The 16,376-nt window shown below is 55.1% G+C and carries 17 protein-coding genes; 13 read left to right on the top strand and 4 right to left on the bottom strand.

From position 1 onward, the window contains the following. The first annotated feature begins 3 nt into the window (after window positions 1-3). The 12 genes from ACM6IK_RS27780 (at window position 4) to ACM6IK_RS27725 (ending at window position 13,948) form a co-directional block, all read left to right on the top strand. Entirely contained in the window at window positions 4-2,073 is a 2,070-nt protein-coding gene (locus ACM6IK_RS27780) for a phage tail tape measure protein (protein ID WP_414876841.1), read from the top strand. Then, window positions 2,070-2,387 carry a DUF2590 family protein gene (locus ACM6IK_RS27775; protein ID WP_008048506.1) on the top strand — a complete coding sequence of 106 codons (318 nt, stop codon included), beginning with the start codon at window positions 2,070-2,072 and terminating at the stop codon, window positions 2,385-2,387. Before ACM6IK_RS27780 ends, ACM6IK_RS27775 begins: the two co-directional genes overlap by 4 nt. Beyond that, window positions 2,384-3,559, top strand: a complete 1,176-nt coding sequence (locus ACM6IK_RS27770) for a baseplate J/gp47 family protein (protein WP_414876840.1) — start codon at window positions 2,384-2,386, stop codon at window positions 3,557-3,559. Before ACM6IK_RS27775 ends, ACM6IK_RS27770 begins: the two co-directional genes overlap by 4 nt. After that, the gene (locus tag ACM6IK_RS27765; protein WP_008048509.1) at window positions 3,552-4,100 is read left to right on the top strand and encodes a phage tail protein; all 549 of its coding nucleotides are present in this window, start codon (window positions 3,552-3,554) and stop codon (window positions 4,098-4,100) included. The genes ACM6IK_RS27770 and ACM6IK_RS27765 overlap by 8 nt, the downstream gene beginning before the upstream one ends. Further along, entirely contained in the window at window positions 4,088-6,265 is a 2,178-nt protein-coding gene (locus ACM6IK_RS27760; protein ID WP_414876839.1) for a phage tail protein, read from the top strand. The genes ACM6IK_RS27765 and ACM6IK_RS27760 overlap by 13 nt, the downstream gene beginning before the upstream one ends. Further along, window positions 6,265-6,843 carry a hypothetical protein gene (locus ACM6IK_RS27755; RefSeq protein ID WP_414876838.1) on the top strand — a complete coding sequence of 193 codons (579 nt, stop codon included), beginning with the start codon at window positions 6,265-6,267 and terminating at the stop codon, window positions 6,841-6,843. The genes ACM6IK_RS27760 and ACM6IK_RS27755 overlap by 1 nt, the downstream gene beginning before the upstream one ends. After that, complete coding sequence (locus ACM6IK_RS27750; protein ID WP_414876837.1) at window positions 6,840-7,754, top strand: hypothetical protein; 915 nt, start codon at window positions 6,840-6,842, stop codon at window positions 7,752-7,754. Before ACM6IK_RS27755 ends, ACM6IK_RS27750 begins: the two co-directional genes overlap by 4 nt. Further along, window positions 7,751-8,296, top strand: a complete 546-nt coding sequence (locus ACM6IK_RS27745; protein WP_008048517.1) for a hypothetical protein — start codon at window positions 7,751-7,753, stop codon at window positions 8,294-8,296. The genes ACM6IK_RS27750 and ACM6IK_RS27745 overlap by 4 nt, the downstream gene beginning before the upstream one ends. Beyond that, a complete protein-coding gene (locus tag ACM6IK_RS27740) occupies window positions 8,293-8,982 on the top strand; it encodes a hypothetical protein (protein ID WP_410922373.1) in 690 nt (229 codons plus the stop codon). Before ACM6IK_RS27745 ends, ACM6IK_RS27740 begins: the two co-directional genes overlap by 4 nt. Then, window positions 8,970-9,923 carry a hypothetical protein gene (locus ACM6IK_RS27735; RefSeq protein ID WP_414876836.1) on the top strand — a complete coding sequence of 318 codons (954 nt, stop codon included), beginning with the start codon at window positions 8,970-8,972 and terminating at the stop codon, window positions 9,921-9,923. The genes ACM6IK_RS27740 and ACM6IK_RS27735 overlap by 13 nt, the downstream gene beginning before the upstream one ends. Window positions 9,924-10,056: 133 nt before the next feature. Further along, on the top strand, window positions 10,057-10,863 hold the full coding sequence (locus ACM6IK_RS27730) for a Hachiman antiphage defense system protein HamA (RefSeq protein WP_414876835.1): 807 nt from the start codon (window positions 10,057-10,059) through the stop codon (window positions 10,861-10,863). After that, window positions 10,853-13,948, top strand: a complete 3,096-nt coding sequence (locus ACM6IK_RS27725; RefSeq protein ID WP_414876834.1) for a DEAD/DEAH box helicase — start codon at window positions 10,853-10,855, stop codon at window positions 13,946-13,948. The genes ACM6IK_RS27730 and ACM6IK_RS27725 overlap by 11 nt, the downstream gene beginning before the upstream one ends. A 186-nt stretch (window positions 13,949-14,134) precedes the next feature. On the opposite strand, the gene ACM6IK_RS27720 is transcribed toward ACM6IK_RS27725, so the two are convergent. The 3 genes from ACM6IK_RS27720 to ACM6IK_RS27710 form a co-directional block, all read right to left on the bottom strand. After that, window positions 14,135-14,467 carry an XRE family transcriptional regulator gene (locus ACM6IK_RS27720; RefSeq protein WP_414876833.1) on the bottom strand — a complete coding sequence of 111 codons (333 nt, stop codon included), beginning with the start codon at window positions 14,465-14,467 and terminating at the stop codon, window positions 14,135-14,137. 48 nt (window positions 14,468-14,515) lie between these two features. Then, entirely contained in the window at window positions 14,516-14,680 is a 165-nt protein-coding gene (locus ACM6IK_RS27715) for a hypothetical protein (protein WP_414876832.1), read from the bottom strand. Between the two features lie 119 nt (window positions 14,681-14,799). Next, the gene (locus tag ACM6IK_RS27710; protein ID WP_414876831.1) at window positions 14,800-14,994 is read right to left on the bottom strand and encodes a hypothetical protein; all 195 of its coding nucleotides are present in this window, start codon (window positions 14,992-14,994) and stop codon (window positions 14,800-14,802) included. Between the two features lie 182 nt (window positions 14,995-15,176). Here ACM6IK_RS27710 and ACM6IK_RS27705 point away from each other — a divergent pair, with 182 nt between their 5' ends. After that, a complete protein-coding gene (locus ACM6IK_RS27705) occupies window positions 15,177-15,332 on the top strand; it encodes a hypothetical protein (RefSeq protein ID WP_414876830.1) in 156 nt (51 codons plus the stop codon). Window positions 15,333-15,652: 320 nt separating this feature from the next. Here the strand turns inward: ACM6IK_RS27705 and ACM6IK_RS27700 are convergent, their stop codons facing one another. Continuing rightward, a complete protein-coding gene (locus ACM6IK_RS27700) occupies window positions 15,653-16,201 on the bottom strand; it encodes a hypothetical protein (RefSeq protein ID WP_414876829.1) in 549 nt (182 codons plus the stop codon). Window positions 16,202-16,376: the final 175 nt, after the last annotated feature.

Genomic DNA, 16,376 nt, shown 5'->3' with positions numbered 1-16,376 from the left:
TTCATGGCTGACAACAGCGCCAAGCTCAATTTCATCGTTGCGCTTACCGACATGATCACCGGCCCCCTGAGCAAGGTGAACGCCAGTTTTACCGAGCTGGCCAGCGGCGCGCAAAAGGGTCTGACCCAGATGGGCGTGGGGGCGGCCGGCATGGTCGCCACCGGCTACGCGTTGCAGGCCGCCATGGGCCCCGCGATTGACCAGCAGCGGGCATTGGGCGAAGTGAAGTCACTCGGCGTTGCCGCCGAGAGCCTGGACCTGCTCAACCAGAAGTCCCTGGAGTTCGCCATCAATTACGGCGAAAACGCCCAGGCCTTTGTTCGCTCGGCCTACGACATTCAGAGCGCCATCGCCGGGCTCACCGGCACCCAGTTGGCCACCTTTACCAATGCGTCCAACGTGCTGGCCAAAGCCACCAAAGCCGACGCGGCCACCATCACCAACTACGTCGGCACCATGTACGGCATCTTCAAAGATCAAGCCGACGCCATGGGCAAAGGCGAGTGGGTCGAGAACCTGGCCGGTGTCACGGCAACCGCCGTGCAGATGTTCAAAACGACTGGTCAGGGGATGAGTGACGCCTTCACCTCCGTGGGGGCCAACGCCACGGCTGCCGGCATTGGTTTGAACGAACAAGTGGCGATCCTCGGCACCTTGCAAGCCACCATGAGCGGTGGCGAGGCCGGGACCAAATACAAATCCTTTTTGGCTGGCATTGGCAGCGCCCAGGGCAAGCTCGGATTGAAGTTTACCGACGCCCAGGGCGCCATGCTGCCCGTCCTGCAGATCCTCGAAAAAATCAAAGGCAAGTTCGGCGACACCCTGGATGTGGCCGAGTCGGACGCCTTGAAACAAGCCTTTGGCTCCGATGAAGCCGTGAGCATGATCAAGCTGCTCATGGCCGATACCGATGGCCTGGCCGACAGCTTGAACGCCCTGGGCAAGGTTAAGGGCATGGAACAAGCCCAGACCATGGCCGAAGCCATGATTGATCCCTGGGCACAATTTGCCAGCACGATAGAGGTGCTGAAAATTGCCTTCGGTCAACTGATCGGCCCCGCGCTCACGCCCCTGCTGAAGATGCTCACCGAGGGCGGCGCGAAGATTTTGAAGTGGACCAACCTGTTCCCCCACCTGACCAAAGTGGTGGGCATGACTGTCCTCAGCGTCATTGCCTTGATCGCCGCGATGTCGCTATTCACCCTCGGCATGGGGATGGCCCAGGTCGTGATGAAGGGCTTCATCGTCATTCAGAAGATCTTCCGAATGGGCTGGTTACTGACCAAAGCGGCGGTGATGTCCAACATCGTTTGGGGAGCCCTGTACGTCACGTTGCTCGGCGTCATGGCCATCGGCATGGGCACCGTCAGTGCCGCCATGATGATTTGGCAAGGGATCATCTGGCTGGTCAATGCGGCGCTGTTGGCCAACCCGATCGGGTTGGTCGTCACCGGCATCGTCGCCCTGGTCGCCGTTATTGTTGCGGCCATTTACTACTGGAACGAATGGACGGCGACGCTGCTCAACAGTGCCGCGTTCACCTGGCTGAATGAACAATTCCAAGCACTGAGCAACTGGCTTGCCTCGTTCGGCACGCTGGCCAGCGAAGCCTGGAGCGCCTTCACCACTGCCTGGAGCGACCTGTCGGTGTTTGACCTGCTGGGAGACGCGGCCAATGGCCTCATCGAACTGCTGAACCAGATTCCTGGCATCAACATCGAAACCCGCTTTGCGACCCCGACCGCCCCAGGCACTGCTGAAGCCCTGGGCACGGCCGTGGGGCCAGCTGCACCCGAAGTACTCCACGGTGCGGTGGTGCCCGGCGTTCCCGAGGCGATGCAGGCCGCCGACCAGGCCAACCTGGCCACCAAAGCCCAACAGACCATCAACGGCGCCATTCCCAGCTTGCTGCCTGCCGGTCCCAGTGAGGTGCCAGCCGGCGGCTTGATGCAGTCGTTCCAGAACAACACCACCCAGAACAAGGGCACGCAGATTGGCAAGGTCGAGATCCACACCAGCCAACCCCTGTCGCAGCACGAACTCGACAAGATGCTGGAGATGGCCGCCGGATGAGCGAATACGTTGACTTGCTGATCAGTGCCAACGACCTGGTGTTCGATCCATCGAACCAGCCCATGGAGATCGAGGACCGCGCCAGCATTGCCCAGGACATCGCCCACATGATTCGGGAAAGCGGCCTGCTGGTGACGTTGATCGCCGAACGCAACAGCCTGCGTCAGCGTGACTGCATTCAGCAGCTGGAGCTGATGGTGGAGGCTGACGAACGACTGGTACCAGGTACGGCGCGCATCACTCAACCGGGGTACGGCCAGTATTTGATCGAAGCCGACACCATTAAATTTGGCAACATTGAGGTGGCGTTTTGAGCGACGTTGATTTTCGTCAGGCGTTGGCTGATGCCGGCATTCCGACCACGCAGGAAGAGCTACAGGCCGCGTGGGAAAGTGAGATCGCCGAACAGGGCAGCCGCTTGAGCAACACCAGTGCCTGGTCGCCATTTTGGCGGGTCGTTACCGCCATCGTGACCGAACCCGTGATGTGGTTCATCGACTTTATGGTTGAAGTCTCGCTGCCCAACGCCTACGTCAAAACCGCCGAAGGTGAGTATCTGGAAATGCTCGCCTGGGCGGTCCAGGTCGAGCCCATGGGGGCCACCAAAACCGAGGGCAATCTGCTGTTCACCCGTTCCAGCCCGGTCGGTACGCTGGAAGTTGCCGCCGGCACACGGGTCCAGTCCGGCGCCATCAACGGGCATGTCTACGAGCTGTTGACCAGTCTGCCAGGCACCTTTACCGACGGCCTCACCCAAATCCTGATTCCGGCCATCGCCGCCGAACCGGGCAGCGGCTACAACCTCGCGCCGGGTTACTACGCCATTTTGCCGGAGCCGGTACCGGGCATTGTCAACGTGGTCAACCTGGACGGCTGGATGACGGTACCGGGCACTGACAAGGAGTCGGATGAAGACCTTCGCCTGCGCACGCGCAACCAGTATTCGGCCATCAACCAATGGAACACCGACGCGGTTTATCGTGCGCTCATCACCACCTTTCCCGGCGTACAACCGGACGGTGTGTACTTTGAACACGAAGCCCCACGCGGCCCCGGCAGCGCCAATGCCTTTGTGCTGTTCGAAGCCAACGTGCCGGCGGACAGCTACCTGGAAGAAATCAACGACTACATCCGCGACCAGGGCAACCATGGCCACGGCGACGACATGCTGGTCATGGCCATGCCCGAGACCCTGCATGACATCCGTGTGACGCTGTGGCCGGTACTGAACTTGCCCACAGAACAGTCCGACAAGCTGTTTGCTGATGTCGAGATGTTCATCCGCACGGCCTTTCGGGAAAGTACCCAGGCCGACTATCAGCCGACACTGACCTATCCCCAGTCGCGATTTTCCTTCAGCCGCCTGGGCGAAGAGCTGCACCAAAAATTCCCCGAACTCGACTCGTTGCACTTCGACAACCTCGACATCGTGTCGGACCTGAACATTCCCCGCATTCAGATGCTTGAGGTGGTGCCCGGTGTTTAACCTCAAACTGCCGTTTTGGCTCGACGGGCCGGAACTGGCCAAGCTCAAGGGCGCCGCACAGGCCTGGTGGGCCAACGTCGAGGGTTGGCTGAATTGGCCGCTGCATCAGATCGACCCTGACATTTGCCCGCTCTCTTTACTCGACCTGCTTGCCTGGCAGCGCGACATCACCCGCTTCCCAGGGGAAGAGGAAAGCTTGTACCGCCTGCGGATCAAACACGCCTACATCAACGCCGTGGACGCGGGCAGTACGGCGGGTCTGAAAAGAATCCTGATGCGCCTGGGCGTCGGTCGCGTCGAGATTCAGGAACGCATGGAGGGCCGCGATTGGGACGTGGTGTTCGTGAAAATCACCGACGAACAGAGCGCGCTGCACTCTGACCTGCTGCGCGTGCTGCTCCGCAGTTACGGCCGCACCTGCCGCCGTTACGCATTTTTGACCGTGACCCCGCTGGATAACCTGCGGGTGTTCGCGGTGGAGTTCAACGACGACCAGCAAACCCTGATTGCCAGTTACGAGGAAGCCACATGGCCGCAATAACCATCGCCGGTGAAAACCTGATCGCCGAAAAGCAAGCTGCTCAGGAAGTCCTGGTCGTGAGCAAGTTTCTCTACGCCCTGGTGCCGGGGCTCGACCCGGCCACACCAGTGGACCGCTATGCCGGCAAGCCACCGCCGGACCAGATGATGTACGAAACAGACATCACCAAAGGCGGTTATGTGGACCCCAACCAAGTGGTCTACAGCAGCATGATCGGCTCCAATGTCGGCGACTGGGACTTTAATTGGCTGGGCCTGGAAACCGCTGAAGGTGTGCTGTTAGCCGCGGCTTACACGCCGGTGCAGCAGAAGCGCAAAAACATTCCCAACCAGCAGATCGGCAACAACATCACCCGCAACATGATGCTGGTGTTCGACGGTGCACAGTCGGTCACCGAGCTGACCATCAACGCCGACACCTGGCAGGCTGACTTCACCGTGCGCATGGCGGGCATGGACGAACGCGAGCGCCTGAGCAACCGCGACATGTTCGGGCGAGCCTGTTTCTTTGCCAACAGCTTGGCGCTGGTCTATCAGAGCGAGCAGTTCACTATCCAGCCGGGCACCGCCTACGTGGAAGGCTTGGCCGTCCATCAACCCATCGGCGCATCCATCACGCCGCCGGCGTTCCCCTTCACCTTGTGGTACGACATCTCGCTACAAGGTCAGTTAAGCGAAGTGAACGTGGTTCTGGCCGCCAGCTACGGCGATGCCCTGGTGGACTTCACCGATACCAATGGCGTGTGGCACTACCTGGTGCCGGTGGCCACGGTCCTCAGCGCCACCGAAATCACCGACCTGCGTAGCACCGTTGAACCGATAGCTGGAGCGTTGATTCAGCACCTCGCTGCACGCAGTGGCGACTATTCAAACCTGCGAGCACGCGCAACCACCAAAGACGATGTCGGGCTGGGCAATCTACCCAACGAAAAGAGTGATGATCCGGAGTCGAACAGCAGTGACATTCTGGCCACCACTGCCTTGGTGCATGCCGTAAAGACGGGCATCGAAACAGACCTGGGTTCAGCCGCGTACCTTGATGCTCAAATCGATCTCCACGATGCAACGCCTGATGCGCTGATGAAGGTCGGAGCGTTCGGCTGGGGCGGGGCCGCCTATGCGGTCAGTGATGTTGACATCGGTGGCCTGAACGCGGTGACGGCCCTCTATTTCGTCAGCAATGGCACGGGAGGGCCAGGTGGCGCGCCCTATGAGGGTTGGGTTCGCGTCTCTGCGATTACACCAGGTCAATACGCCTTTCAGGAGATTTATGGGAATGCCGACCACACCCTACACCGCCGGGCCTTGACTGCCGGTGTTTGGGGTGAATGGGAAAGCACCTGGGACTCAACCGATCTGGTTAAACAAATCTACCCCCAAGATGACACGCCAGGCCGTGTACTGCTCACGGGTGCTTATGGCATCGGTCACGGGGGGATTGTCCTTCCCGACGGCACCGATCTAAACACAGTCACCACCGTGGGTATTTACCGAGTGAACCCCGGCCCGAACGTTCCAGAGGGCGGTCAATTCTCCCCCATGCTGGTTACGGTCAGTCAAGACACCCTCTGGCAACAAATCATCGGCTATAACACCGGTACAACTTATTCTCGTGGCGGTGTGCAGACCCCAGAGGGATACGTATTCAGTGCGTGGGTAACGGGTTGGGACACTAGTAACTTTGACCCTGCTTCAATATTTGCCGTCCCTGTCGGCGTGCCGTTTCCATGGCCAACCGCTACGCCGCCCGACAAATGCGTTTTGATGGGGGGGCAGCCGTTCAATGTCGAGTGGTACCCGGCATTGGCAGCCGTGTATCCCAGCGGCTTCCTGCCAGACATGCGCGCCGAGTCGATTCGTGGTTTGGATGGCGGGCGCGGAATTGACCCCGACTCTGGGCGGCCCGTGTTGAGCCTTCAACTCGACACGCTGCAAAACATGACTGGCGAGTTTGTCCTGCAAGACGACGACTCGACGTTACTGGTGAACAACGCGACTGGCGTATTTTCGGTTGGCACTTCCATCACGGCCATCACGCCGGCTGCACCGCAAGTCACCACAACGGGTTACCGCTCAGTCGTTTTCAATCCTTCAGCCGTCGTCCGTGTGAGTACGGAAACCCGTATGCGTAACGTGGCGTACAACTACATTTGCAGGATGTACTGATGCCGACTTTAGTGAATGGTTTTTTTGAAGAGAGCGGCTGGATCGAGGTTTACACGTTCAGTGAAACCACCACCGAATACCTCGGCCAACACGAAACCTATGTCAGCTGTGGCTGCGGTCTGCCAGCGGGCGCCACGTTGGAAGAACCGCCCGAAGCCGGGGACGGGGAGGTGGTGGTCTGGAGGGATGGGGCATGGGTGGTCGTGCCAGACTTCCGTGGTCCGGTGTATCAGACTACCGATGGCGCCGAGGTGCTGTACTCGCTGCCGGGCGAGTTGCCGCCCGAGCTGACGACCTTGCCGCGACCGAGTGCGGCCTATCTCTGGGATGGTTTCATTTGGGTGCTCGATGCCGCACGCGATTTGGTGATTCAAAGCCGTCGAGAACGGTCATGGATCGAAAATGAACTGCATTGGGCGGGCAGAGAGATCGACAAGCATCTGGATGCTGACCCAGCCGCGCTCAACACGGAGCTGGCCTGGCGCACCTATCGCAACGAGCTGCGGGCCTGGCCAACCAGCGAGCTGTTTCCCAAAGTCGACGCCCGTCCTACCGCGCCAAACGGCCAGCAGCCATGACCTGGACGTCGGTCACCATGCAATGGCCCAGCGAGGCCACGCAGTGGGTCGAGGGCCTGGACGAGGCCAAAGGCCTGGCCAGCACTGAGATCGCCAAAACGGAAGAACGCTTGGCCGGAATGACGGCCACCACCAACCCTGGCCCCGTGGGTTCCGCCGCGCAAGAAGCGATCGAGGTCGGGCGCGCTGCCATGACCGAACAGTTGGCCACTGCGCCGGCGAGTCTCGTGGTGACGCCGTTCCAAAGCGGCATGGGTCAGGGCCGGGGGTATCAAAAGTTTCTCTCGGCACCCAACCTGCTGGAGGCGTTGGCCAACAAACTCACCGACGCCGATACCGGTCGTCCCGAAGGGGAGCAGTATGGTTTGTGCGTGCTGTTTCTCTCGACGCGCTTCGACCAGTTCGCCGCCACCCTGGGCCGCTTCAATGCCTTGCTGCCCACTCCAGACCTGGAACGCGCCGAACGTCGTGCCGCGAACATCGCACGCCTGGAGGCGGAGAAGTGGACGCTGCCCACTGCCGAGACCTTGCCACGCTGGGGAGCTTTGCCGTTGGAGCGTTGCACCGTTACCCGGGTATCCCAGCAAACGCTGAACAGCCAGCTGGCCATCTATGAAAGCTACGCCGCCGACACTTCCCCTATGGCTGACTTGAGCGCCTTGGCGACGCGCAAGGCTGAGCAACAGGCCGCGTGCGATAAGCAGTTGAGTGACCTACAAAACGCACTGGCTAACGGTTTGCCGGATGCCACGATGCAGGCGCGAATGATCGGCCCGGGGGATGCCGCTGAGTTGCGCCGGCAACTTTTGGAAGGCCCCACGCCTGGCTATGAATGGGTGCTGTGTGCTGGTCTGTTGTTGCTCGGCAGTGAAGAGAGCCTGAGCTTTGTGCAGGAGCTGATCGGGCTATGACGCTGCTACTCAACGGGGAGAAAGTTCAGGGCAAGGGCCTCAAGGTCATGGCCACCCTGACCATTGAAAGCGAAGACCTGTCAGGCCAGACCAGCAACACGGCACAGGCGCACAAGGGCTTCAAACCCAAAACCCTCAGCGTCACGCTGATGATTCCCTACCGTGACGAGTCCGACTTGCGCAACTTGATGCGCCTGGCCAGTTCGACCGCCGGCGGCGGGCAGCTCACGGTCTATCGGATCGTCAATCGCACGGCCTCGGCCTTCGGTGTGCGCGAGGTGCAGTTCCGCGACAACGTGAACGCCAATGAAGACGACAGCCTGCGAGCCTGGCGCGTGCAATTCAACCTGATTGAAAAACTGTCGATACCGGAGCGCGTGGAGCAACGCAGCCCAAGCAATCCCGTCGTGCAGCAAAGTGCACCAGGACAACCCGTCTCTGGTACGTCCGGTGCAGACGGTGGCAGCGCGCCTGTTGAAATGGACGGATTTGAGAAAGTCCTGAAGTCTGTCGACGACTGGTTAAAGCCGGTCACACCATGAACCTGCACAAAGTATTGACCGTCGACGGCGTGTCCTACCCCCTCTGCAAAGATGAAACACGCCTGGACCATCACGCCCCCGGGCGCGCCAGTTTCACCATCACCGCCAGCGAATCCGTACACGGGTTGGTGACCTTCGACATCGGTTACAACGACAGCCCACTACAGCGGCATTTTTTGGGCTACGTGGAGCGTTGCACTGCCGCCAACAGCCAACAGCAAGTCCTACTCTGTCGTGAACTGTCCGCCGCACTGGAAATCCCCATGCCGCTGAACCTGCGTCATGTGGACTTGCACGCCGTCCTGGCCGCGATTAGTGAGCGCAATGGCCTGCGTTTTCGGGTGCCCGACCAAGCCTACGCCCACACCAAAACTGCATTTTTCTTCAACCTGGCTAACGGCGTGCAAGCCATCGATAGCCTGGGCAAAGTGTTTTCGATTCCTGACTTTATGTGGCAGCAACAGGGCGACGGTGAAATCTATGTAGGCAGTTGGGCGGACAGTTTCTGGGGCCAACGCCAGCCGCTACAACTGCCCCGCGAACTGTTTGACAGCTACAACAGCAACCAGAGTGCCGTGATTGCCGCGCTCCCTGGGATTCGTCCTGGTGCACCGATTAACCAGGGTGAACGTATTACTGCCGTGACCCTCACAGAAAGCCAGATGAGCATCAAATGGAAGACGTAATTCGCCGCGTGGTTGACCGCCAGTATCCCGAATTGACCGGTGGCTATCACTTGCCGCGCTTTGCCCGGGTGGTGGCCATCCCGGACCCACCCACCAACGCAGGGCTGTGTGACGACTTCCGCCCACGTTTCGCCGCAGACCTTGAGGTTCTGGGGCCGGACGGCGAGCCCGATACGGCATTGCCGCTACTCCAGGGCGTGCCGCTGCCGTTGCCGATGGGTGGCGAGTCCATGGGGATCTACGGCCTTCCCGATGAAGGCACGATGGTCGTGGTGTCGTTTGCCTACGGCCTGCCGCACAAACCCTTTGTCCTGGCCATCCTGCCCCAGGGCTTGAGCCTGCCCAACCTGCCCAAAGGCGATCAGGTCTGGCAGCACAGCGAAGCGGTACAGCAGCGCGTCGACGCCGATGGCAACTGGCTGCGCCAGACCGATGGTCAGATCCATGATCAGGCCAGCGAGCGCCGTGTGGAGGCGCTGGAGAACACTGAGCACTACCAGCGCCACAGCGTGACCGTGGATGACCACAGCATCGAGTCAGTGGGTGGCATCAAAAAGATCGAGGCCCTGGGCTCGCTCAAGCTGCTCTCAGGCGGCTCCGCTAGCCTGGCGGCCGTGGACGACCTACATCAGGCCACCGGGCGCGACCTGAATCTGGTCGTGGGACAGAAGCTCAATGCTTCGGTGGGTGGCGATATGGAGGAGCGCATCACCGGCCTACGGCGCAGTGTGGCGGAAAAGACCTGGATGGGATCGGAAGGAGTGAACGTGCTGCAAGTCCTGTGTGACCTGCTCGATCTTGTGACGGCGATGAACACGCAACTGGCCGGTCATACTCATGTACCTGGACCGGCGCCGAGTCCGAGCGATGCGGGGGCCTTCACCGATAATGCGGCACAGGCCACCACGCTGGTCGGCCAGTTAAAACCCATCACCCTGTAGATGGAGAACGGCACGGAGCAATGAGTATTCTATGACTCGCGTAAGAGCCTAGATAAAAATACAAAACTCAGCTAATAAAGAGGCATGTTGCCAGTACGCGTTCGCGCGGCACGTTATCTTAGGGAGCTGACGATTGAGTCTTATTCACATTGGATGGTTGAAGAACACCGGTCATTTCAGCTCTGCCTGTGGTAGATCCGTTCCGATCTTTGAACTACTTCACGACATAGCCGACCAGGCGAGAATGTCGGCTTGGGCTGGACACTTTAGGCGTCATTACTGTAGTGATGATGACCTTAAATATATTAAGCCATCCCACGTCTCCAGCTACGACTATCTAGTAGAAATAAAATTTCCTTCAAAAACGAAAAAGCCAGGACCTAGTATTAGGTCTGGGGATTTTGCTGAAATACTGGTAGCGGATTACTTGCAATACTTGCGTGGCTACGATGTTCCTCGAACACGATGGGACAGAAAGATTATATCGAACGAGTCGGCAAAAGGATCGGACGTAGTCGGGTTCAAATGGAATAACTCCTCACCAAGCGCGAGTGATCAGTTGCTAGTGTATGAAATTAAGGCACTTGCATCTGAAAAAGGTAGAGCTAAGGTGCTCCAAAAAGCAGTGGATGACTCAGCTAAGGATGATATCCGAATAGCTGAAACATTGAATGCGATGCGGCAACGGTTAGGGGATAAGAGAGATGAACAAGGATTGACAACTATTGCTAGGTTTCAAAACTATTCTGATCATCCATATGAAAAAGGCTACGGTGCTGCAGCGGTTGTAAGCACATCCTCCTTTAACTTAGCCAAGCTGGCTTTAACAACCGCCGATGCACACCCTTATAAAAATAAAGTTGAGATGCTCGTCATACGGGGCGATAGCTTGATTCCTTTGATTAATGCGCTCTACGAGCGAGGCGCACATGAAGCTTGAAGCTCGATCCAAAAGATTATTAGGCCTGTCTAAATCTACGGCAAAACTTAAAGAGTTGAAAGTTTCCGCGGAGATGCATCCACCACTGGCTGACGATCCTTTCGCGCTTATAGTTTTAACGATAGGTATCTTAGGGCAATTAGCTGCGCTAACAGTGAAAGATGAAAATTTCGCTGAATTAACTAGTCTTAAAGAACAACTAGTAGATGTGGCGCAGTACTTTGATTCTCTCGATGGTTCGGGGCTTCTTGATGAGTCCAGCTTGTACTTAAGGATGCTTGGAGCTGCTGCCTACTACTTGGCGGATATGCCAGGAAGCTCGTCAGTGTTAGCTAAAGAAATTCCATATGAATATGAATTAAGCCCCCATCGTCTAGAGGGAGTTTTGATATGGATTTTGAAATCAGATTATCGGCATGTTTGGTACCGTCAGCCAGGTGGTTATTTTTCGGATGGCGCTACTAAACTGGTGAACAGTCTACATGCGTTTTATGAGGGAAGTTCATCGGACATAGAGGTCAATACTGCCGCCATTGAGCTGCGTGAGATGGTTTATAAAGCGGGTTCAGACAGGGATTTGCTTTTTATAGACGTGATTTGTGCCGTAGTACGGGTAAAAATAAGGAATTCGTCTCGCATCTGCCTGCCCCTATATAGCGAGCTTGGTTTAGATGCATGGAGAGCTATTTTAGCTAGATCGAGTTTTATGAAGGAGTTTTGGCCTGCCCAACGCTTAATGGGAGAAGCTGGGATATTAAAAGGAGTGTCTGCTGTCGTGCAGATGCCTACGAGTGCTGGAAAAAGCAGAGCTATGGAGTTAATAGTACGGAGTGCATTGCTATCAGGTCGAGCAAAACTAATAGTTTTGGTTGCTCCATTCAGAGCTCTCTGTGCCGAAATAACTGATTCATTCAAAGGTGCATTTGCTTCGGATGATGTTCTAATTAACGACCTTCCAGACCTAAATCAAATTACCGAGTCAGATTCGGAGTTTCTAAAATTTCTACTTGGTGATAAGTACAAGGAACGCTCTAAGGGAAGTGTGCTTGTAACAACACCTGAAAAATTAGCCTATCTCTTACGGCATGAAGATGAGTTGGCAGCCAGCATAGACCTCTTGCTGTTTGATGAGGGGCATCAGTTTGATACTGGTAAGCGTGGGGTTACATACGAGTTGCTCATATCATATCTGCGAGATGCGGTTAGTCCGAAGGCGCAGAAAGTTATGATATCGGCAGTAATGGCAAATGCTAAATCAATAGGCGACTGGCTTAACTTTGAAGCAGGAATAGAAATCCAAGGGGCGAAGGTTCTTCCGACAGTCAGAGCGATTGGTTTCGCTACTTGGTCAGATGCTCCAGGTGGCGGTGGTGTTCAGTTTTTCGATCAGGGAATGCTTGATAGTAATCAATATTTTGTTCCAGGCTTACTGCAACCGATTGAGATTACAGAGAGCAAGGGAAAAGTTAGGAGGTATCCTGATCGGTTGAATAGTCGTGAAGTTGCATCCTACTTGGCAGTTAAGTTTTGCGAGTTAGGAGGTGCTGCAATTTTTTGTGGGACTAAGGTCATCGTCAGATCTGTCTGTAAGGACTTAGTGACTATTTTTGAAAAAGGGGTGGAGTTACCTTTGCCAGTCACTGCTGGCGATTCTGAAGAAATAGGTAAACTACATTATTTAGCATCATTGCATATGGGGGCGTGTGAATACACGAAGGCGATAAAGATAGGGGTTATGCCACATAGTTCAAATATCCCTGCGGGGCTGCGTTCATCCGTGGAGTGGGCACTATCAAATGGAAAAGCTTCGCTAGTGGTTTGTACGTCTACGCTAGCTCAGGGCGTAAATTTGCCGATTCGCTATCTTTTAATTACAAGTACCTTCCAGGCTGGCAATGCGATATCTACGCGAGACTTCCAAAACTTAATGGGGCGTGCCGGTCGATCTGGGTACTACACAGAAGGGAATGTAATATTCACTGACCCACAGATCTTCGACAATCGCAGGTCGAGTGCCGGCTTCAAAAAGTGGTTGCGGGTTAAGGATCTTTTGAGTTTTGACAGTGCTGAAGACTGTTTGAGTAGTTTAAAAGGATTAGTCGACAAATTTCCTAGTCCTGGCTCAAGCATTGATGTTATGGAGTTTCTTTCCAACTCTCCTTATTGGCTAGAGCGTGCTGTGGAGCTTCGAGCAGCAGAAAAAGATAAATATCGAAAAAGAGATTTTGACTCGTTGATATTTGAAATGAACTCACGGGTAGATCGGATGCGTGCATTGGAGAGCTACATCATTGCATATGTAGGCGATGATCCAGATGCTGCTGTAGCTGACATTCAGGCATTGGCTAAGGAGACCTTAGCATATAGCCTTTCAACAGAAGATGAGCAAAATAGCCTAATAGCTCTGTTTGTCCATATTTTCGATAAAATGAAAACGCTGGATGCGAGATTTTATAAGGGGTACGGGCGTTCTTTACTTGGTATTGATCAGTTAAAGCTTGTCGAGCAATGGTTAGATGATAATCAATTTGATCTTGGTATTTCGGAATCATGCGAGGATGCATTACAGGTAGTTTGGACTCTCGTTATGCAGCTGTCCCAAGGCTCAATAGGGCATAAAATTATGCCTGAAAATCTTTCATTAGACATTGCATTGAAATGGATCGCAGGGCAGAGCTATAGAGAGGTGCTTGAATACGTTAAGCTATCGAAGGGGCACTACCAGGCAGGAAAACAAAAACGTACGGTCACCATTGATAATATTATTGAATTTTGTGATAAGTTTTTGGGTTATGAGGCTATGCTTTACGTTGGTGGTGTTGCAGACATACTAGAAGCAAAAGGTATCTTAGAAAACTGTGTTACCAGTTTTCGCTTGTTGCAGAGTCGTCTTAAGTATGGCTTGAGTTCTGATTTTGAGATCGGTTTGTATACTGGAAATTATCCTGATCGAGAGGTGGTTAAGATGATTGTGGCTGAGCTCGACAAAGTAAGTTTTGTAAAATTGAATCAAGAGTCGATCAATAATAATCCGCATTTGATTGTGTCAGTATTGGCTCGATTCCCTTCTTACTTTTCGCGCTGAGTCTAGATTATTAAGTAATAAATATTAAATATAGACATCTTACTCAGGAAATACGCGATTGCTGGTTTGAGCCTGAATTCGCGGTCACTGGATGACCGCGTTTGGCCGTTCTCTGCCGATCATGATTACAAAGCATGCTGGTCAAATCCGATGCAATCTCTGGTCAGGTCGGACGCAACGGGTTGGTCAAGTGGAGTGTAATTTCGCAGTAGCAGGTGCTTCAGCCAAAGCCGGCGGGCCGGCCGGTAGTGGCCCCAGTTCGACGTCGGCCCCCTGCGCGCGCATGGTGGCGACGACACGGGACAATTCGTCCTCGCTCAGCGTCAGCAGGGCCGCCATGTAGAAGTGCATGTGCATCCCCATCACGCGGTCCTCAGTGCGGCCCGTGTACTTGCGCCACTGCGACCCTTTCCCCAACCCGGCCAGATCCGCCATCTGTGGACTGGTGAACCCCAGTTCGATTTTCAGGCGCGCCAAATCTTCCGCTGTGGGCGGTCCATAGTGCTGAATTCGTTTCATTGAAAGTCCGAAAGCCCCAACACGTTGGGGCAAAGCTGGAAAGGTCGGTTACAGGTGCGAGATATAGGTGTAAGCCAAGAACACCGCACCGGCGCATGCGGCACCGATTAAGAACGGCACGATGCCGTAGGTGGGCTTCTTGCTTAGGAGCTTGTCCAGGGCGGCAATCTCATCGGCCATCGGCTTGATCGGCGACTTGTGGCTGTGGCTCATCGTTCATCCTCGTAAGGGGCTGGCGGGCGCGCCTATCGCGGCCCTTTTGGATAATTTGGACTGATTCCCGGCAAAGCTCAAGGCCTAGAGGGTTAGCCCCGAAGTTCGGGGCTGGTGATTCAAGGCTTGCTTAGCAGGTTGATCAGGGAAACTACCGCGGTAATCAGGGCCGCTCCAACCAGTAGTGGGTAAAACATTCCTTCCCGTCTCAACTTTTGTTCTTCGGCGATTAGCTTGCGGGTTTCAGCGACCAATTTCCGATTTTCTAGCTGGAGCTTATCCAGTTCGAGGTAGGCTTTTTCATCTAGGTCCATCTGGCTTCCTTGGTTTGGGCGGCGCCTTCTGCGTCCCCCTTGGAAGCCATATTGACCCTTTAGGGGTCAATTGGATAGGTCGTGTTGTGCCAACATTTCCACTATTTACGTGACTGCACTGGTTGCCGCTGGCGCTTGGGCAGCGCACGCACCCATGTGTCTTCTCTTCACTGGAAAAACTCTTGCGCAAAGAAAGCGCAGGCAAGGAACGCACTTTTCCCCCTCCCGCCGACGGGCTTTATACATTTTTTTTGCGAAAATCTTTGCGTGATGAAAACAGCCATCCGGCCCAAGCCGGCTGCGGGGACTGGTGGGGTAGTGGGATTTTCATTTTGTGAATGGTTTTGCAAGGAAATGACGCACGGCTTCACAGCGGGCAAGGAGGGCATTCAGGACACGAGCGCACTGGAGGCCGCGGGGTACATTGAGTGAAAACTGGAAAATGCCCAATACGAGGGCATTTTTACAATCGTGACTGATCTGTTCTAGTAGGTGTGGGCCTAACAGGAAAAAGTGTGAAGTCCGTTACCGGCCTTACGCAGCAGAGGCTTCGCACGTTTCTCGTGATTTCACAGGTTCACTAGATTAGCGAACAAAACATTGGGTGCAAGTGACGACAGAAAACCCAAGAGAATTGCTGCAATCCCACAGAACCAGTCTAAATCGTTGCAATGACCAAACGTACGAGCCAGTACATCAGGAACGACGCGCCGACGAACATGAGCCCCCATAAACAAGCGACAACAAACTTGTTCGGCTGGGGGATCGGGATGACGCTGATGATTTTTGCGAACCCCTCGTCTGACTTCGTACTCACGTTAATCTGGCTCCACAACAGTGGGGGAAAGTACAGGTATGACACTGCCACCTGCTCTTTTGGTACGAGTGAAGGGAAAACGATCTCTCCGGCCCCCTCAGGATTGCGCTCAATGGTGTACTGAACAGGCGGATAGACCGTTACATTTGGCGGTAAAACTGCATGTGAAAGACGGACGTTTGTTGCCGCTTTCCGTCCGGTATTCCGAACCACTACGGAATGTGTGTGGATCACGGCCGGCTGTTCTCCCTGGATGGTGAATACCGATGCATGTCCGATGAAAGAAATAATCTTTGATCGTGCTTCCAGGTAGTGCTTGATCAGCCCCGCTAGAATCGCCGATAAGGCCGGTGCAGCAATTTTCGCGATAGTTTCCGAGTCGAGGTCCATAGGTTTAACCATTGTCCGAGGAAATTCATTTTCGACGATAGCTTGGAGGATCTAGCCAGAGTAAGCATAGCTAGTCATTGATTACGTAGAGGCTGAAGGTGGTTTCATCAGCTCTATTCTCATCATTTGAAGGGGGTTGTATGGACATAAGCAAGATTCGAGCAGGAAAACGAGT

It is taken from the genome of Pseudomonas sp. IT-196MI5 (genome assembly GCF_949767415.1).
Classification (GTDB): Bacteria; Pseudomonadota; Gammaproteobacteria; order Pseudomonadales; family Pseudomonadaceae; genus Aquipseudomonas.
This window is presented reverse-complemented; position numbering and strand designations above follow the sequence as displayed.